Here is a 16,500-nt window from a genome sequence, read left to right as displayed (position 1 = left end):
AGGTATCGGGCGGCTGAGATCGCCTGAAGGATCGATGAGGGGACGCTTCCATGGGTCTGTTCGTCAGTTGCAGCGGCGCGAGAGGTTGTCGATGACACCGGCACCCCTGCGGATGTCCCGCCGCGTGATGAACCTCGCGCATATCGTCACGCAAAACGGCCGCCGGCTCGGCGACCGCGTCGGCTTCGTCTGGGGCGAGAGGTCGTGGACCTGGCGCGAAATCGACGCGATGGTTTCGGCGCTCGCGGCGGCGCTGGCCGAGCAGGGGATCGCCAAGGGCGATCGCATTCTGGTGCACTCCAAGAACTGCGAGGAGATGTTCGTCTCGATGTTCGCCGCGTTCCGGATCGGCGCGGTCTGGGTGCCCACCAATTTCCGACTGATGCCGGACGAGGTCGCCTACCTCGCGACCGCCTCGGGCGCGAAGGCGTTTCTCTGCCACGGCGACTTTCCGGATCATGCCGCCGCGGTGACGACCGCTGACTTCACGTGGCGCATCGGTGAAGGCGGCAGCTTCGGCACGGGGACCGTGGCCGACGCCATGAAGGCGCATGTCGGCGCGCACGTCGCGAACGCGGCCGTCGAGCATGACGATCCCTGCTGGTTCTTCTTCACCTCCGGCACGACCGGCCGCTCCAAGGCGGCGGTGCTGACGCATGGCCAGATGGCGTTCGTCATCACCAATCATCTCGCCGATCTCACACCAGGGACGACCGAGCACGATGCCTCGCTCGTGGTCGCGCCGCTGTCGCACGGCGCTGGCGTTCACCAGCTCATGCAGAGCGCGCGCGGTGCCAGGACCGTGCTGCTGCCGAGCGAGAAGTTCGACATCGCCGAAGCCTTCCGCCTGATCGAGAGGCATCGCGTCAGCAACCTGTTCACGGTCCCGACCATCCTGAAGATGATGGTCGAGCATCCCGCAGTCGACCAGTTCGATCACTCCTCGCTGCGCCACGTGATCTATGCCGGCGCGCCGATGTATCGCGAGGACCAGAAGCGCGCGCTGGCGCGGCTCGGCAAGGTGATCGTGCAGTATTTCGGTCTCGGCGAGGTCACCGGCAACATCACGGTGTTGCCGGCCGCGGCGCATGAGGAAGAGGATGGACCGGAGGCGCGGATCGGCACCTGCGGCTATGAGCGCACGGGCATGCAGGTCTCGATCCAGGACGATCAGGGGCGTGAGCTCAAGCCCGGCGAAACTGGCGAGATCTGCGTCATCGGACCGGCCGTGTTCGCGGGCTACTACGACAATCCGGAGGCCAATGCGAAGGCGTTTCGCGACGGCTGGTTCCGCACCGGCGATCTCGGCCACATGGACGAACACGGCTTCGTCTACATCACCGGCCGCGCGTCGGACATGTACATCTCCGGCGGCTCCAACATCTATCCGCGCGAGGTCGAGGAAAAGATCCTGACGCATCCGGATATCGGCGAGGTCGCCGTGCTTGGCGTGCCCGATCCGGTGTGGGGCGAGGTCGGCGTCGCCGTCTGCGTCGCGCGCGAGGGCGCGGCGGCGCCGAGCGAGAGCGCCATCGCCGGCTATCTCGCGACCAAGCTGCCGCGCTACAAGATGCCGAAGCGCTTTTTCTTCTGGGACGCGCTGCCCAAATCGGGCTATGGCAAGATTCCGAAGCGTCTGGTGCGCGACGAGCTCGAGGCCCGCGGCCTGCTCGATCTCAGCAAGCAGGGCTGACACGTGATGCGATCCATCATCCAGCCCGGCGCGCCCGTGGCCGACCGCATCCAGTGGGTCGCGGCGCGCGGCCGCGCTTTCACGTTCGCGCTCGAAAAAGGCCTGCCGCTGCTGGAAGCCGCGCGCCGCGGCTTCGCGGCCAATGGCTTTGCCGGTGGCGTGCTCGACATCAAAGGCGGGGCGCTCGGACCGTTCGCCTATGTGATGCCGGCGCTGTCGAAGACGGCGGATCATGCCGCGTTCTACAGCGAGACCTATCGGCCCGCCGGTGTGACGCGCCTGTCGACCGCGACGATGACGCTTGGCGTGCGCGACGGCGCGCCATTCTTCCATTGCCACGCGCTGTGGACGGAACAGGGCGGCCGCTCCGGGGGAGGGCACATCCTGCCGGAAGAGACCATCGTCGCCGAGCCGTTCGAGGTCGAGGCTTTCGGGCTCGATGGCGCGATCTTCACGGCCGCGCCTGATCCCGAGACCGGCTTCAAGCTGTTCGGCCCGGTGACGGCTGCGCCGAGCGCTGCCATGACGGATCGCCGCGCCTTCGCGCTGCGGCTGCGGCCGAACCAGGATTTCGCCGGCTGCCTCGAGGCGTTCTGCCGGGCGCAGCGGATCAGCAAAGCGCGCATTCGCGGCGGCGTCGGCTCGACCATCGGGGCGCGCTTCGAGGACGGCGGCGTCGTCGAGCCGTTCGCGACGGAGCTGACGATCACCGCCGGCACGATCGCGCCCGGTGACGACAGCGTTGAAGCCACTGTTGACGTCGCGCTGGTCGACTACACCGGCGCACTCGCGCAAGGCCGCCTCGTCCGCGGCGACAATCCGGTGCTGATGACCATGGAGCTGGTGCTGGAGGTCGTGGCATAGCGTCGGTGCGGCGGTGGCCGAGGCGGCCGCGATGTGCGAGATTGCCGGTGATGTCACCGAGGTTGTGAAGGCGTCATGGCGAGGAAGCAACGCGAGATCCGGTTGCCAGCCCCTTATCTGAAGCGGCTGTGGCTCGATCCGGCCAAGATCTCCGATCGCGCCGCCTATCCGTTCTGCCTGCCGTTCCTGCAGGATGAGTTCGAGCTCAGCTTCACGAGTGCGATTACGATCATCGTCGGCGAGAACGGCACCGGGAAGTCGACCCTGCTCGAAGGCATCGCAGCGCTCGCCGGCTATGACGAGGCCGGCGGCGGCAAGGGTTACATGCCGGTTGATCATGGTCGCGCGGTGGAGCGCATGGGCGGCGCACTCGCTGCCGCGCTGCGGGCGAGCTGGCTGCCGAAGATCACGCAGGGCTGGTTCTTCCGCGCCGAGAGCTTCTTTTCGGTGGCGCGCTATCTCGACCAGGCCGCACTGGACGATCCGCTCGGCGGGCCGCCGCCGGACTTCCTGTCCCACTCCCACGGCGAGGGCTTCCTGCGCTTCTTCGACGAGCGCTGCCAGCGCCAGGGCATCTACATCTTCGACGAGCCGGAATCGGCGCTGTCGCCGGCGCGGCAGATCGAGTTTTTGAAGCTGATGCGGCGGATGGATGACTCCAGTCATTGCCAGGTGCTGATGGCGACGCATTCGCCGGTGCTGATGGCCTATCCGGGCGCGACGCTGCTGCGGCTGACCAAATACGGATTGGAGCCCGTCCGCGTGCAGGACACCGATCATTTCAAGGCCATGCGCGAGTTCTGCAATGATCCGGACGGGTTCGTGCAGGCGGTGTTCGCGGAGTGAGGGCTCCAGACGACTCTGGATTGCTCGCCGCGACTGGCCATGTGACACCGATCTCGCGATGCCCTGGCATCCGAGCTTTGACATTCATTCCGCCCTCCCAAGGTGAGAGGGCGCAGGGAAGGCCGGGTGCGGGCCGCACCCATGGCCCGCCTGCGAAAAAAATGCAGGCGGCAGGAACCACAGGATTGGCCGAGCAACCGGCCTTCCCTGCGCGACGGTTTACGACTTATACGCGCTCTCCTCGGTGCACCGGGCTTTCTGGCCACCGTCATCGGCGCGACGCCCAGAAGGCATCGACACCCATTTGACCTCAGCGTCGGGAGGTCAGGACCACACGATTTCGCCGTCCGCCCCGCGACCCGTCGTCTTGCGCATCAGCACCGGGCCCGTGACGTCCATCGCATCCCGCCCTCCACGCCCGTGACGACCGCGAAGCGCCCCTCTCGTGAGGACGGGACGCATGCAGGAAAACAGAAATTCCGTAAAAACGAAAGAAGAATATTTTTCGCGGCAGGACTGGACAAGGGTGATGCCGCTGATCCCGTGCGGAAATTTAGGTTTTGCGCGCACGGCTGTTTTGGTGTCAAAACGGCCGCGTCGTGGCTCGGCCGTGTGCGCGGCTTGCCCGTCGGGCGACTCGGAACGTGACGGGAGCGAAGGAAGAGGGGGCTGCATGCCGGAGCAGATCGGTCGCCACGACAAGCTCGAACGGGCGCTGCTGGCCCTGGATGATCGCGCCATGGTGCTGGAGGAGCTCGACGGCTTCATCGCCGGCCTGCTCGTGCTCCCTGAGCCGATTCCGCCGGGCGAATGGTTCGCGGCGGCCTTCGGGCTCGGCAAGGGGCATCGCTCCGTCTTCTCCAGCATCGACCATGCCAATGAGGTGCTCGGGCTGGTCATGGACTATCACCGGGAGATCGCGCTGACGCTCGCGCAGCATCCGGAGCAGTACCAGCCGCGTTTTCCAATCGACGCCTTCAACGGCGACGTCGTCTGGGAGCTGTGGATCGACGGTTTTGCGGCGGCCGTGGACCTTCGCCATGAGAGGTTCAAGGCTTATCGGCAGGTCGACGGGGAGGTGGGCGAGGCGGCGCTGCGTCTGATGGTGGCGATCGAGCTGGCGCTCGACGACGATCGTGCCGAGAACGCCAAGCTCGACCGCGAGGCGCCGGCTGATATCCGCGAGGCGGTGCTGACGCTGTATCAATACCGGCAGAGCGGGCCGCCGGTGCCCACGTCGACCAACTTTGCCCGGCAGCCCAATCCGTTCGCCTCGTTCGGCAAGACCGGCCGCAACGACCCCTGTCCCTGTGGTTCCGGCCAGAAATACAAGCGCTGCTGCGGCGCGAATTGAGGCGGCCACGACACGGTCTTTTTTGTTGCAACAATCCAGTGCGGTGCAAAGATAGGCCTGTCCGCGCCGGATGCGCGGGCCAATGAAAGTGACCGAGGAAACGAGATGAGGATGGTGTTCGGCAAGGCGCTGACCGCAAGGACGGCGCTCGCGATCGCGACGACGGCCCTGACAATCACGACCCTGACGATGGCGGAAGCGCATGGGCCCACCCGGCGCAAGGTGCAGGAGCACGTGGAGATCAACGCCGCGCCCGCCAAGGTATGGGCCGTGATCGGCAACTTCCAGGACATGAGCTGGCTCGGCGTCGTCGACAAGACCGCGGGCGACAAGGGCAACGAGATCGGCGCCACGCGCAAGCTGACCCTGAAAGGCGGCGCGACCGTCGACGAGGAGCTCTACAAATACGACGCCGAGAAGATGAGCTATTCGTATCGCATCACCGCCGTCGACGTGAAGGTGTTGCCGGTGACGAACTACTCGTCGACCATCGCGGTGACGCCGAGCGCTGACGGCAAGGGCAGCGTGGTCGAATGGACCGGCGCGTTCTACCGCGGCTTCCCCAACAACGACCCGCCGCCGGAGCTGAACGACGAGGCCGCGGTCAACGCGGTGAGTGGGCTCTACAAGGGCGGGCTCGAGGGCCTGAAGAAGAAGGTGGAGAGCGGCAGCTGAGCGCAAGGCGGAAGATGTCGCCTGGTCAGCGGTGCGCTCCCTCTACCCGTCCTTCACGGGGAGAGGGCTGGGGTGAGGGGCAGCCGCACGGGTGGTGTGAACAGAGGGACCTGTACCCCCTCACCCGGATTGCATCTCCGATGCAATCCGACCTCTCAGCGCGAGCGAAGCTCGTCGCGTCCCCGCAAGCTGGGCGAGGTAAAGACGGAGACCGCGGCCGCAGCGTTTGTCATCTCTCTAATCATATTCGAGTCCTTCTGCTTGGTGCTTTGCTCGCCCTTGGCACCGCAGCTCACGCCGAGGAAGCCTTCGTCACCAATCAGCTCAGCGACGATCTGACGATCGTCGATCTCGCGACCTCGAAGCCGGTGGCGACGATTCCGATCGGCGGCAAGCCGGCCGGAGTTGCCGTCGCCGCAGACGGCCGCTTCGCCTATATCGCGAGTCCGGACGACAAGACCGTCAGCGTCGTCGATGCTGCCGAGCGAAAAGTCGTCGGCCGCATCGAGGTCGGTGGCGGGCCGCTCGGCATAGCGGTGACGCCGGACGGTTCGACGGTGTACGTCGCAGATTGGTACAACGCCGCGATCCGCGTGATCGATGCGAAGACCCGGACGGTGATCGGCAGCATCACGGTCGGCGCCTCGCCGTCGGGGCTTGCAGTGACACCCGACGGCAAGCTGCTGCTGTCCGCCGACCGCGACGACGACATGGTCTCGGTGATCGACACGGCGACGCGCCAGCGCCTTGCGACCATCAAGGTCGGCACGCGGCCGTTCGGTGTCACCATCGACGCCGAGGGCAAGCGCGCCTACACGGCAAATGTCGCCTCCAACGACGTCTCGGTGATCGACCTCGCCGGGCGCCGCGAGATCGGCCGGGTCAAGACCGGCTTGCGGCCCTATGCGGTGGCGCTGGCGCAGGGCAGGGGCTTCGCCACCGACCAGTATGACGGCACGGTCAGCGTGTTCGACCTGGCGAGCCTGCAGCCGCTCAAGCGCATCAGTGTCGGCGACTATCCGGAGGGCATCGAGGCGACCGCCGACGGCCAGCGCGTCATCGTCGCCAATTGGGAGAGCAACATCCTGAGCGTCATCGACGTGGCCGCGCTGAAGGTCACGGGAGAGATCAAGGTCGGCGACGGTCCGCGCGCCTTCGGCGCGTTCCTGCGGCGGTGAGGCGCTGGGCACGGACTGTAGCCCGGATGAGCGCAGCGATATCCGGGTTCTTCTGCGACGCCGGCGATGACCCCGGATGTCGCTGCGCTCATCCGGGCTTTGACGAGGCGCTCACAAAGACGCGGGCAGGTATCGAGGTTCGTCATTGTCCCTGCATCCCGGCGCCGATGCAGGCTACGGATCTCGTCCGGCATGCACGACCAGCCGCTCCACGATCTCCTCCACCCGCGTGAACAGCATCTCCGGTCGCTGGTCGCGCAGCGCCTGCTCCGCGGCATAGCCCCATGTCACCGCGCCGAAGGCAATGCCGGCGGCGCGCGCCGCCTCGATGTCGCGGGTCTCGTCGCCGATCGCGATGGCCCGGGCCGGGTCGACGCGCAGCCGCTTCAGCACGCGGCGGAACTTGCGTGCCTTGCCGAACACCGAGGCCGAGCAATCGAAATCGGCGAACAGACCGGCGCGCAATCCGAGCTTCTGCCGCGCGTTGGCCTCGCTGTCCGACGAGACCAATGCGAGCGTCGTGCCGTTCGCGGCAAGCGTGTCGAGCATGATGTCGACGCCTGCAAACAGCGGAATGCTTGCGGCATGCGCCGTCTTCAGGCGGCGCACGTGGCGCGCGATGAAGGGCAGCTTCCAGCGCGGCACCTGGAGGAAATCGAGGATCTCGCGGGTCGAGGCATGGCGCAGCCCGTCGATGTCCTCGTCCTTCACCTGGCGAAAGCCGAAGCGCGCGGCGACCGCATTCACGTGGACCCGAAACCACGGGAAGCTGTCGGCGAGGGTGCCGTCGAGATCGAAGATGACGAGAGAATATGGCATCGCGCGGGGTAAGCGTGGCGAGGGGCTGATGATCGTCGAGGCGTGTCGTCCTGCGACAGCCCTGCGCCATAGCAACGGGAGGGGCGGGGCGCAATGAGACGCGACCGTTGCGTCTCGCAGCGCCATGGCGACGTTAGATGATCAGGGGGTGAACATGTTGTGATGTGCACCTGGAGATGACGCGGTCTATGATCCCGGTGCGCCGGCGGATCAGGGTCTGCCTGCCCGATTTGATCGAAATTGTTTTCATCATTCAAGCCAGAGAGATTTCACATGGCCCTCAACAAGGTGGCTGCAGCCTATCTGTCCTACTTCGCCTATATCGACGACGCGCTCGATGCGGTTCAGCCGAGCGATTTCGTGACGATGCTGAAGTCCGTCCCGTCGGGCGCGGCGAACGGTCCGTGGTCGCTCGTCTGGGGCCCGGCGGTCAACAACGGCGTGCTCGCCTATGTCGCGCAAGGCAGCGACGGCAGCTATGCGCTGGCGTTCCGCGGCACCGATGTCGACGGCTCGGTTGCCGGCGCCTTCGAGAACGTGCTCGCCGATGCCGACGCGGTTTTCCAGGTGCCGTGGCTGTATCCGCAGCAGGCCGGCGCGCCGCTGCAGATCAGCGCCGGAATCAACGACGCGCTGGCGCTGGTCATCGCGCTCACCGATCCCACGACGGACCTGTCGCTGCTAGACTATCTGCGCGGCCTCGCGGCCAAGCAGAACCTGCAACTGATGGTGACCGGGCACAGCCTCGGCGGCGCGCTCGCTGTGGCGGCGACGGCATGGCTGCAGGATCAGCTGCCGAAGCTGAACTCGTCGCTGAAGTTCACGCTGTGGCCGCACACCTTCGCTGCTCCGACGATGTGGAACGCGGGATTCGCGGCGACCTTCGCAAAGAGCTACACCTATTACGCGGCGGTCAACAGCAACGACATCGTGCCGATGGGGTGGGCCAACCTGAACGGGATTCTCGGCACCTATCCGCCGCCGGCGCCTGTCCTGAAGGACACCAACTACTACTCGATCTACAAACCGCTCGAGTGGCTCAGCGCATCGATCCCGACCTATACCGCGATTGCGCCGAGCAATCCGGACCTGTTCACGATCACGCCGATCGTCGAGGCGAACGACTCCTGGACCGCGGAAGCCGGCTACATGCATTCCATGCAGCTGCAGTATTTCCCGCATGCGACCGGCACGAAGGCGCCGCCGCTGCCGGGAGTCACCAAGACCGGCGTGGCGCGGCCGCGGGCGGTCGCCGTCGCGGCTTGAGCGTCGCAGGGGAGCTTTTGCGGGGCTGGGTTCGCTCAGTCCTGCAAGGGGCTCGGTGCGGCGGCCAATCAACCTTTGATCACGATTTTTGTGAGTGTGCGCTGCAGGAACGCCTTGCGCGGTGCGGTGGTTGACCCCGCACAGAAGCAAGGAGAGAGACATGAAACGCACGATCAAGATGGCCGCGCTGGCCGGAGCCACGCTGGTGATCGGCACCGCCGCTGCGTCCGCGCAGGGCTATGCCCGTTTCGGCGACTCCATGGCCTGGGTGCCGCCGGCGCAGACCACGGATTCCGAGCCGGTGTATGGCGCAGCGCCGGGGCCGGCCTACGCGCCGGGTCCGGTGGCTGGCCCAGTGGCCTGGGGCGGCGGCTACAACGGCACCAACCATCCGACACCGGGCTCGACCCAGGGCGATGTCGGTCCGTCTGGCAACAACAATGGCACGCTGACCGGCGTCTATCGTCAGTGGTAGTCGCTTTCAGAGCTTTCAGATAAGTCAGCGTCAAGTTGACGAGCCCGCCGCCCGGACACGAGCGGCGGGCTTTTCTTCCGCAGTGAGCCGCTAAGATACAGCCGCGTTGGATCATTTGATCGCGGCAATGTGAGCGAAGCGTTGTGTCGCAGCATTGTCTTGACCTGCCGCGGAACCGCGGGGGTCCTCACGTTGTTTGCTCCGCGATAATTAGGAACGAAGGAGCAAGTTCATGACACGCATGTTTGGTTTGGCGGCTTTGACCGCGGTCACGCTGGTCGCCGGCACCGCCGCCGCATCAGCCGGCGAGTACGGCCCCGGCGGCTACGGCTATGGTGGCCAGGTCACCAGCACCTATGCCTACCGCGATTCCTACGCCTGGGCGCCCGGACCGGTCTATGAGGAAGGCTACGTCGCGGTTGCGCCGGGCGAGTATGACGGCCCGGGCTGGGGTGCCGGCTACAACGGCACCAACCACCCGACCCCGAGCTCGACCCAGGGCGACGTCGGCCCAAGCGGCAACAACAACGGCACGCGCAGCGGGTATTATCGCTGGTGAGTTGAGTTGGTAGAGCAACGATGAAGCCCGTCGCGCTTGGCTGAGCGGCGGGCTTTGTCGTTGCGTTACAGGGGGGAGACGATAGGCTGGGTAAGCCTTGTAACCTCGAAGTCCAGCGGACCCGCGCATGAAAGTCATTCCGCCGTTTCAGCTCGTCCCTGAACCGTTGGATGACGTCGCGCGCGAAATGCCACCTTTCAAATGGGCGCCAAAGCCGATCGGACGCAGGCACCGGCTCGGTGGAAGCCCCGATTTCATCCAGGGTGATGAATGGCCGACCTGCAAGACCTGCCGGGTCAAGATGACGTTCTACGGTCAACTCGATTCGATCAATGACGAGATATGTATCGCGGATTGCGGGATGATCTACGTCTTCCTGTGCTTCGATTGCTACGCGTCGGAGTCGTTCGTTCAATCGAACTGATGTACGATCTAGGGTCCGTGCAAGCAGCGACCTCTCGCATGGCGCACGAGCCCGTCGTCCCGACCGTCATCGCGAGGAGCGGAGCGACGAAGCGATCCAGAGTCTCGCGCCCGGCTCTGGATTGCTTCGCTTCGCTCGCAATGACGGCGCGACGGAACTACTCCGCCGCCTCGCTCGCGGCGCCGCGGCTGCGCTTCTTCGGCTTGGCCGACTTCTCCAGCACCGGCTTCAGGAACCGCCCGGTGTAGCTGCGCGGGGCCTTCACGATGTCCTCGGGCGGGCCCCAGGCGACGATCTCGCCGCCGCCGTCGCCGCCTTCGGGGCCGAGGTCGATGACCCAATCGGCGGTCTTGATGACCTCGAGATTGTGCTCGATGACGACCACCGTGTTGCCCTGGGCGACCAGCTCGTGCAGCACCTCCAGGAGCTTCTTGACGTCGTGGAAGTGCAGGCCGGTCGTGGGCTCGTCGAGGATGTAGAGCGTGCGGCCGGTGGCGCGCTTGGACAGCTCCTTGGCGAGCTTGACGCGCTGCGCCTCGCCGCCGGAGAGCGTGGTGGCCTGCTGGCCGACATGGATGTAGTCGAGGCCGACGCGGCGCAGGGTCTCGAAGGTGTCGCGCACGCGCGGCACCGCCTTGAAGAACTCGGCGGCCTCCTCGACGGTCATGTCTAGCACGTCGGCGATCGACTTGCCCTTGAACAGCACGTCGAGCGTCTCGCGGTTGTAGCGCTTGCCCTTGCAGACGTCGCAGGTGACGTAGACGTCGGGCAGGAAGTGCATCTCGATCTTGATGACGCCGTCGCCCTGGCAGGCTTCGCAGCGGCCGCCCTTGACGTTGAACGAGAACCGGCCGGGCTCGTAGCCGCGCGCCTTGGATTCGGGCAGGCCGGCGAACCATTCGCGGATCGGCGTGAACGCGCCGGTATAGGTCGCGGGGTTGGAGCGCGGCGTGCGGCCGATCGGCGACTGGTCGATGTCGATGATCTTGTCGATGTGCTCCAGGCCCTCGATGCGGTCGTGCGGCGCCGCCGCCTCGTTGGCGCCGTTGAGCTTGCGCGCGATCGCCTTGTACAGCGTGTCGATCAGCAGCGTCGACTTGCCGCCGCCGGACACGCCGGTGATCGCCGTGAACAGGCCGAGCGGAATCTCGGCCGAGACGTTCTTGAGATTGTTGCCGCGGGCGTTGACGACCTTGATGGTGCGGCGATGGTTCGGCGGCCGCCGCTCGGGCACCTCGACCTCGAGCTCGCCGGTGAGATATTTGCCGGTCAGCGACGCCGGATTGCGCATGATCTCGGCCGGCGTGCCCTCGGCGACGATGTTGCCGCCATGGGTGCCGGCGCCGGGGCCGATGTCGAGCACGTAGTCGGCGAGGCGAATGGCATCCTCGTCATGCTCGACCACGATCACGGTGTTGCCGAGGTCGCGCAGCCGCTTCAGCGTGTCGAGCAGGCGGGCATTGTCGCGCTGGTGCAGGCCGATCGACGGCTCGTCCAGCACGTAGAGCACACCCGTCAGCCCCGAGCCGATCTGCGAGGCCAGGCGGATGCGCTGGCTCTCGCCGCCGGACAAGGTGCCGGAGGAGCGCGCCAGGGTCAGGTAGTTTAGGCCGACATCGAGCAGGAAGGTCAGGCGGTCGCGGATCTCCTTGAGGATGCGGGTGGCGATCTCGGTCTGCTGCGCGTTCAGGGCCTTTGGCACCTCGGCAAACCATTCGCCGGCAGCCTTGACGGAGAGATCGCTGATTTCGCCGATGTGCTTGCCGCCGACCTTGACGCACAGCGCCTCGGGCTTCAGCCGGAAGCCTTTGCAGCCGGCGCAGGGCACGTCGTTGAAGTACTTGCCGAGCTCCTCGCGCGCCCATTCGCTCTCGGTCTCGCGGAAGCGGCGCTCGATGTTGGTGATGACGCCCTCGAACGGCTTCTTGGTGTCGTAGGCGCGAACGCCGTCCTCATAGGTGAACTTGATCTCGTCGTCGCCGGAGCCGTGCAGCAGCGCGTTCTGCGTCTTCTTCGGCAGATCCTTCCACTTGGTGTCGAGCGTGAACTTGTAGAACTTCCCCAGCGCGGTCAGCGTCTGCAGGTAGTAGGGCGATGACGACTTGGCCCACGGCGCGATCGCGCCCTTGCGCAGCGTGACGTCCTTGTCGGGGATCACGAGGTCGGCATCGACGTGCTGCTCGACGCCGAGGCCGCCGCATTCGGGGCACGCGCCATAGGGGTTGTTGAACGAGAACAGCCGCGGCTCGATCTCGGGGATGGTGAAGCCGGACACCGGGCAGGCGAACTTCTCGGAGAACAGGATGCGCTCGGGCCCGCTCTTGTCGTGGATCTTGGCGGTCTTCTTCTTTTCCTTTTCCTCGGCTGGCGCCGTCGCGGCGGGCGCATCGGCGAACTCAACGACTGCCAGGCCCTCGGCGAGCTTCAGCGCGGTCTCGAAGCTCTCGGCGAGGCGCTGGCCGATGTCGGGGCGCACGACGATGCGATCGACGACGACGTCGATGTCGTGCGGGAACTTCTTGTCGAGCGTGGGCGCCTCGGCGAGCTCATGGAAGGTGCCGTCGATCTTGACGCGCTGAAAGCCCTTCTTGAGATATTCGGCGAGCTCCTTCTTGTACTCGCCCTTGCGGCCGCGCACGACCGGCGCCAGCAGATAGAGGCGGGTGCCTTCGGGCAGCGCCAGCACGCGGTCGACCATCTGCGAGACGGTCTGGCTCTCGATCGGCAGGCCGGTCGCGGGCGAGTAGGGCACGCCGACGCGCGCCCACAGCAGGCGCATGTAGTCGTAGATCTCGGTGACGGTGCCCACCGTCGAGCGCGGGTTCTTCGAGGTCGTCTTCTGCTCGATCGAGATCGCCGGCGACAGGCCGTCGATCTGGTCGACATCCGGCTTCTGCATCATCTCGAGGAACTGGCGCGCATAGGCCGACAGCGATTCGACGTAGCGGCGCTGGCCCTCGGCATAGATGGTGTCGAAGGCGAGCGAGGATTTGCCGGAGCCGGACAGCCCGGTGAACACCACCAGCCTGTCGCGCGGGATCTCGACGTCGATGTTTTTCAGATTGTGCTCGCGGGCGCCGCGGATGGTGATGGCCCGCAGGCTCGACTGGTTGGCTTGCGCGCGCTGCTTGGCCTTGAGCACTTCATCCATGACGATCGTCCCACGGCGCGAGACCGCGCCATTGTTGCAGGCGCGTTCTGCCGGGAGCCGGCCATCGGACGCCAGAGGGAAAAGGTATCGTCGGAACGTAGGAAGAACGCGGCCGGATTTCCAGTACCGTCAGCGAATCATCAACAATGCGCTCAGGGAATGGCAGCGATTGGCAGGAGGCTGCCGGTTCCGTCCGGCCCTGTGCGCGATCCCGCAAAGAAAAAGCCTCCGCTCTGGCAGAGCGGAGGCTGTGTGCGTTGGCCCGGAGGCGACGTTCTTAGAAGTGGTAGTTGATGCCGACCTGACCGGAATGCACGTTGAGCGTGCCGGTCGCGAGCGTGCCGAGGCCGGTGAAGGTGTAGCTCTCGCCACCGAAGCTCTTGTAGAGGTACTCGCCCTTCAGCGACCAGTTCGGGGCGAACATGTACTCGACGCCTGCGCCGACGGTCCAGCCCGAGTGGATCTTGCTGTCCGAAACGGCGACGCCCGGAGCCGTCAGCGAGATGCGGTTGTCCGCCCAGGCGTAACCGCCGGTGGCGTACAGCAGGGTCGGGCCGAAGGCGTAACCGATGCGGCCACGGACGGTGCCCCAGTCACGGATCTTCGATTCGGCGGTCACGCCAAGCGCGCCGACGGAGGCATTGATGTCAGCCCAGGCAGCATCGGCCTCGAGGCCGAACACGACAGCACCCTGCTGCCAGTTGTAGCCGACGGTGCCACCGGCGAAGCCGCCCTTCATGGCCGCAAAGTCGGCGTCCTCATTGGCGTAGCCACCCATCGCACCGATGTAGAAACCGGTCCAGGTCTGCACCGGCGCGAGAACCGGGGCCTTGGTGTAGGTCGGGCGTGCGGCGAGATCAGCGGCGGCAGCGGGAGCGGCCAGGGCGGCCAGGGCCACGGTCGCGAGCAAGATCTTCTTCATTCCAGTCTCCAGTTTATTCCTCGAAGTCCGCATCGCACCGATAAGCTTACGCACGAAACAGACTCACCCGTTCAAGTTGACGAGGTTCCTATAGCCCGGTTCCGTACGGATTACCGTCACCCTGAAGACACACTCGCGGCCAAACCGCGTTTTTACGGCCCAGTTCCAGAAAGCCTATGTTACTCAATTGCTTGGTTCCGTGTGTGGCGAGCCGGCACGGTGGTATCGGTGCAACAAAAAAGGCCGGCTTTCGCCGGCCTTTCTCGGAACCTGTCGGTTGCAGGTATCAGTATTTGGCAATGACCGGGCCGCCGAAATGGTAGCTGAGGCCGACCTTGACGGTGTGGACGGTGTCCTTCCACTCGGAGCGGTTGGTCGCGAAAGCGCTGTACTGGATCGCGCTCTTGCCGAAGTCGAGATAGTTGTACTCGAGCTTGGCCGACCAGTTCGGGGCGAACATGTATTCCGCGCCGGCCCCGACCGTGTAGCCCCAGCGGGTGGTGGTCTGGCTGAAGACGTTGCCTGGCACGCCGTCGTAGCGGTGCTGCAGCTGGCCCACGGCGGCACCGCCGCTGACGAAGAACAGAGCGGGACCTGCGGCGTAGCCGAGGCGGCCCTTGATGTCGCCGAAGCTGGTCAGCTTGGTGAAGAAGGTGTCGCCCACGCCGGCATTGACCACTGCGGAGCGGCCGTTGATGTCGGCCCAGTGATAGTCGCCTTCGAGGCCGAACACGACGTTGTCGACCTGCCAATTGTAGCCGAGCACGCCGCCGACGAAGCCGCCATTGGTGTTGTAGTTCTGGGTGCCCAGGAAGCCCGGCGCATTGAAGCGGCCAAGGAAGGTTTCCTTGCTGGTGCCCCAGCCGCCGCCGCCCTGGATGCCGGCGTAGAGGCCCGACCAGCTCAGGATCTGCGCGACCATGGGCGGCGCCTTGGTGTAGGGCCGTGCCGCCATGTCGGCCGCCGACGCGGACGTGGCGGCCGCGACGCCGGCGAGGGCCGTCGTGATCACAAGCAACTTCTTCATCAAATTCTCCCCCGGGAGGTTGGAATGACAAGCGATGGGCAAGTCATACACAGGGCATCCCGGAGACGCTGTAACGCGCCCGCCACAGAAACGAAAAAGCGTTATAAATCATATATTTAGCACAAAAACGCCGCGACGCTGCCGGGCTGTTGACACGAAAAAGGCCGGCGTGGAGGCCGGCCTTTCCGAATGCGCGCGAGTGGCGGCTTTTTTCAGTAGCGGGTGCCCATCGGCGCTCCGAATCGATAGTTCACTCGGACGGTCGCCATGTCGATGTCCTGCTTGATGGTGTCGACGCGCGACAGCACGGTGGCGGTGGCCGGGAAGCTGATGTCGCGCGAGCCCATGAACAGGTGGTCGTACTCGACGGCGACCGACCAGTTCGGCGCGAAGCCGAACTCGACGCCGGTGCCGACGGTGCCGCCCCAGCGGGTCTCGCTGGCGGAATCCAGCAGCGTGCCGACCGGGAAGGGCGCAGCCGCATTCGCCGTGCCGGTGTATTTGTTGTGGGTGACGGCCGCGCCGCCCTTCACGTACCAGAGCACGTTGCCCCAGGCATAGCCGACCTGGCCGGTGAACAGGCCGATCGCATCGGTCTTGGTGGTGTTGGTGATGCCTGCAGCCAGCGCAGCCGTGCTCGCGTTCGACGACTTCAGGTCGGTCCAGTCGCCCTGGGCCTCGACGCCGAACACCCAGCTCGCCGCCTGCCAGCGATAGCCGACCTGGCCGCCGATGAGTCCGCTCGAGGCATTGTGGCAGCCTTCGGACTGGGTCGGCACGACCGGCACGCCGCCGACGCGATTGAGCGTCCAGCAGTTGTGGCTCCAGTCGGCGCCGCCATTGACGCCGAGGTAGAACCCGGCCCAGCTCGGCAGCGGCGTGACATAGGCGGGCGGCGGCGCCTTGCTGTAAGGGCGCGTCGCGAAGTCGGCCGCGGAGGCCGGTGCCAGTCCCAGGGCCGCGGCTCCAGCGGTCAAGATCAAGGTCGTCTTCTGCATTCGTCTCTCCCCAGTCCCATAACTGTCCTCGCACCGGATCCCTCCGATCCGGGCCCACGCGAAGGTGGCCTGTGGCTGGTTGTAGGAGACACTGCTTTCTAAACTCGTGATCGGCAGCAGGCGTGCGGCGGGATGTGTCGAACGTGCTTAAGCGCGGGTAAAGATCGCGGCCGTCGCGCCGATCGTGGAGCTGTCCCGAGGGCACGCATGGTGAGCGCCTGGCGCGTCAGGCCTCGAGTGCCAGTCTTC

15 protein-coding genes are annotated in these 16,500 nt (G+C 65.7%); 10 read left to right on the top strand and 5 right to left on the bottom strand.

The genetic code is table 11. The features are described 5' to 3' along the window. Positions 1-91 precede the first annotated feature (91 nt). The 6 genes from ACQR1X_RS10655 (at position 92) to ACQR1X_RS10630 (ending at position 6,610) form a co-directional block, all read left to right on the top strand. On the top strand, positions 92-1,693 hold the full coding sequence (locus tag ACQR1X_RS10655; RefSeq protein WP_434898776.1) for an acyl-CoA synthetase: 1,602 nt from the start codon (positions 92-94) through the stop codon (positions 1,691-1,693). A 6-nt stretch (positions 1,694-1,699) separates the two neighbouring features. Next, on the top strand, positions 1,700-2,557 hold the full coding sequence (locus ACQR1X_RS10650) for a PCC domain-containing protein (RefSeq protein WP_434898775.1): 858 nt from the start codon (positions 1,700-1,702) through the stop codon (positions 2,555-2,557). A 75-nt stretch (positions 2,558-2,632) separates the two neighbouring features. Further along, positions 2,633-3,403, top strand: a complete 771-nt coding sequence (locus ACQR1X_RS10645; protein WP_316236420.1) for an AAA family ATPase — start codon at positions 2,633-2,635, stop codon at positions 3,401-3,403. Positions 3,404-3,863: 460 nt separating this feature from the next. Continuing rightward, on the top strand, positions 3,864-4,757 hold the full coding sequence (locus tag ACQR1X_RS10640; RefSeq protein WP_315799844.1) for a UPF0149 family protein: 894 nt from the start codon (positions 3,864-3,866) through the stop codon (positions 4,755-4,757). A 105-nt stretch (positions 4,758-4,862) separates the two neighbouring features. Then, positions 4,863-5,432: an SRPBCC family protein gene (locus ACQR1X_RS10635; protein WP_434881585.1), complete on the top strand. Its 570-nt coding sequence runs from the start codon at positions 4,863-4,865 to the stop codon at positions 5,430-5,432. A 245-nt stretch (positions 5,433-5,677) separates the two neighbouring features. After that, positions 5,678-6,610: a cytochrome D1 domain-containing protein gene (locus ACQR1X_RS10630; RefSeq protein ID WP_434898817.1), complete on the top strand. Its 933-nt coding sequence runs from the start codon at positions 5,678-5,680 to the stop codon at positions 6,608-6,610. 174 nt (positions 6,611-6,784) lie between these two features. Here ACQR1X_RS10630 and ACQR1X_RS10625 read toward each other — a convergent pair whose 3' ends face one another. Continuing rightward, positions 6,785-7,429, bottom strand: coding sequence for an HAD hydrolase-like protein (locus ACQR1X_RS10625; RefSeq protein ID WP_315799846.1), 645 nt, complete (start codon positions 7,427-7,429; stop codon positions 6,785-6,787). 273 nt (positions 7,430-7,702) lie between these two features. On the opposite strand from ACQR1X_RS10625, the gene ACQR1X_RS10620 reads away from it, so the two are divergent. From ACQR1X_RS10620 to ACQR1X_RS10605, 4 genes are all read left to right on the top strand, one after another. Then, positions 7,703-8,695 carry a lipase family protein gene (locus ACQR1X_RS10620; RefSeq protein WP_315799847.1) on the top strand — a complete coding sequence of 331 codons (993 nt, stop codon included), beginning with the start codon at positions 7,703-7,705 and terminating at the stop codon, positions 8,693-8,695. 160 nt (positions 8,696-8,855) lie between these two features. Next, positions 8,856-9,170, top strand: coding sequence for a hypothetical protein (locus ACQR1X_RS10615; RefSeq protein ID WP_434847757.1), 315 nt, complete (start codon positions 8,856-8,858; stop codon positions 9,168-9,170). Positions 9,171-9,402: 232 nt separating this feature from the next. Beyond that, a complete protein-coding gene (locus tag ACQR1X_RS10610) occupies positions 9,403-9,729 on the top strand; it encodes a hypothetical protein (RefSeq protein ID WP_316236424.1) in 327 nt (108 codons plus the stop codon). Between the two features lie 127 nt (positions 9,730-9,856). Then, positions 9,857-10,153 (top strand): DUF1963 domain-containing protein, encoded by a 297-nt coding sequence (locus tag ACQR1X_RS10605; protein ID WP_316236425.1) that lies wholly within the window; start codon positions 9,857-9,859, stop codon positions 10,151-10,153. Between the two features lie 157 nt (positions 10,154-10,310). Here the strand turns inward: ACQR1X_RS10605 and uvrA are convergent, their stop codons facing one another. The 4 genes from uvrA to ACQR1X_RS10585 all read right to left on the bottom strand — a co-directional run bounded on the left by uvrA (position 10,311) and on the right by ACQR1X_RS10585 (position 16,251). Continuing rightward, positions 10,311-13,304 (bottom strand): excinuclease ABC subunit UvrA, encoded by a 2,994-nt coding sequence (uvrA, locus tag ACQR1X_RS10600; RefSeq protein WP_434898774.1) that lies wholly within the window; start codon positions 13,302-13,304, stop codon positions 10,311-10,313. A 277-nt stretch (positions 13,305-13,581) separates the two neighbouring features. Beyond that, positions 13,582-14,226: an outer membrane protein gene (locus ACQR1X_RS10595; protein WP_315799851.1), complete on the bottom strand. Its 645-nt coding sequence runs from the start codon at positions 14,224-14,226 to the stop codon at positions 13,582-13,584. A 286-nt stretch (positions 14,227-14,512) separates the two neighbouring features. Beyond that, on the bottom strand, positions 14,513-15,253 hold the full coding sequence (locus ACQR1X_RS10590) for an outer membrane protein (RefSeq protein ID WP_315799852.1): 741 nt from the start codon (positions 15,251-15,253) through the stop codon (positions 14,513-14,515). 212 nt (positions 15,254-15,465) lie between these two features. Next, positions 15,466-16,251 carry an outer membrane protein gene (locus ACQR1X_RS10585; RefSeq protein WP_316215878.1) on the bottom strand — a complete coding sequence of 262 codons (786 nt, stop codon included), beginning with the start codon at positions 16,249-16,251 and terminating at the stop codon, positions 15,466-15,468. Between the last annotated feature and the right edge of the window lie 249 nt (positions 16,252-16,500).

The sequence above is a fragment of the Bradyrhizobium sp. HKCCYLRH3073 genome (assembly GCF_051167995.1).
Lineage (GTDB): Bacteria > Pseudomonadota > Alphaproteobacteria > Rhizobiales > Xanthobacteraceae > Bradyrhizobium.
Note: the sequence above shows the minus strand (reverse complement) of the source record. Positions and strands in the feature narration are given on the sequence as shown.

Coding starts and splice junctions, on each gene's coding strand:
- ACQR1X_RS10625 (WP_315799846.1), bottom strand. CDS start 7,429: ATGCCATATTCTCTCGTCATCTTCGATCTCGACGGCACCCTCGCCGAC.
- uvrA (WP_434898774.1), bottom strand. CDS start 13,304: ATGGATGAAGTGCTCAAGGCCAAGCAGCGCGCGCAAGCCAACCAGTCG.
- ACQR1X_RS10620 (WP_315799847.1), top strand. CDS start 7,703: ATGGCCCTCAACAAGGTGGCTGCAGCCTATCTGTCCTACTTCGCCTAT.
- ACQR1X_RS10645 (WP_316236420.1), top strand. CDS start 2,633: ATGGCGAGGAAGCAACGCGAGATCCGGTTGCCAGCCCCTTATCTGAAG.
- ACQR1X_RS10585 (WP_316215878.1), bottom strand. CDS start 16,251: ATGCAGAAGACGACCTTGATCTTGACCGCTGGAGCCGCGGCCCTGGGA.
- ACQR1X_RS10615 (WP_434847757.1), top strand. CDS start 8,856: ATGAAACGCACGATCAAGATGGCCGCGCTGGCCGGAGCCACGCTGGTG.
- ACQR1X_RS10635 (WP_434881585.1), top strand. CDS start 4,863: ATGAGGATGGTGTTCGGCAAGGCGCTGACCGCAAGGACGGCGCTCGCG.
- ACQR1X_RS10595 (WP_315799851.1), bottom strand. CDS start 14,226: ATGAAGAAGATCTTGCTCGCGACCGTGGCCCTGGCCGCCCTGGCCGCT.
- ACQR1X_RS10640 (WP_315799844.1), top strand. CDS start 3,864: ATGCAGGAAAACAGAAATTCCGTAAAAACGAAAGAAGAATATTTTTCG.
- ACQR1X_RS10610 (WP_316236424.1), top strand. CDS start 9,403: ATGACACGCATGTTTGGTTTGGCGGCTTTGACCGCGGTCACGCTGGTC.
- ACQR1X_RS10590 (WP_315799852.1), bottom strand. CDS start 15,253: ATGAAGAAGTTGCTTGTGATCACGACGGCCCTCGCCGGCGTCGCGGCC.
- ACQR1X_RS10655 (WP_434898776.1), top strand. CDS start 92: ATGACACCGGCACCCCTGCGGATGTCCCGCCGCGTGATGAACCTCGCG.
- ACQR1X_RS10650 (WP_434898775.1), top strand. CDS start 1,700: ATGCGATCCATCATCCAGCCCGGCGCGCCCGTGGCCGACCGCATCCAG.
- ACQR1X_RS10605 (WP_316236425.1), top strand. CDS start 9,857: ATGAAAGTCATTCCGCCGTTTCAGCTCGTCCCTGAACCGTTGGATGAC.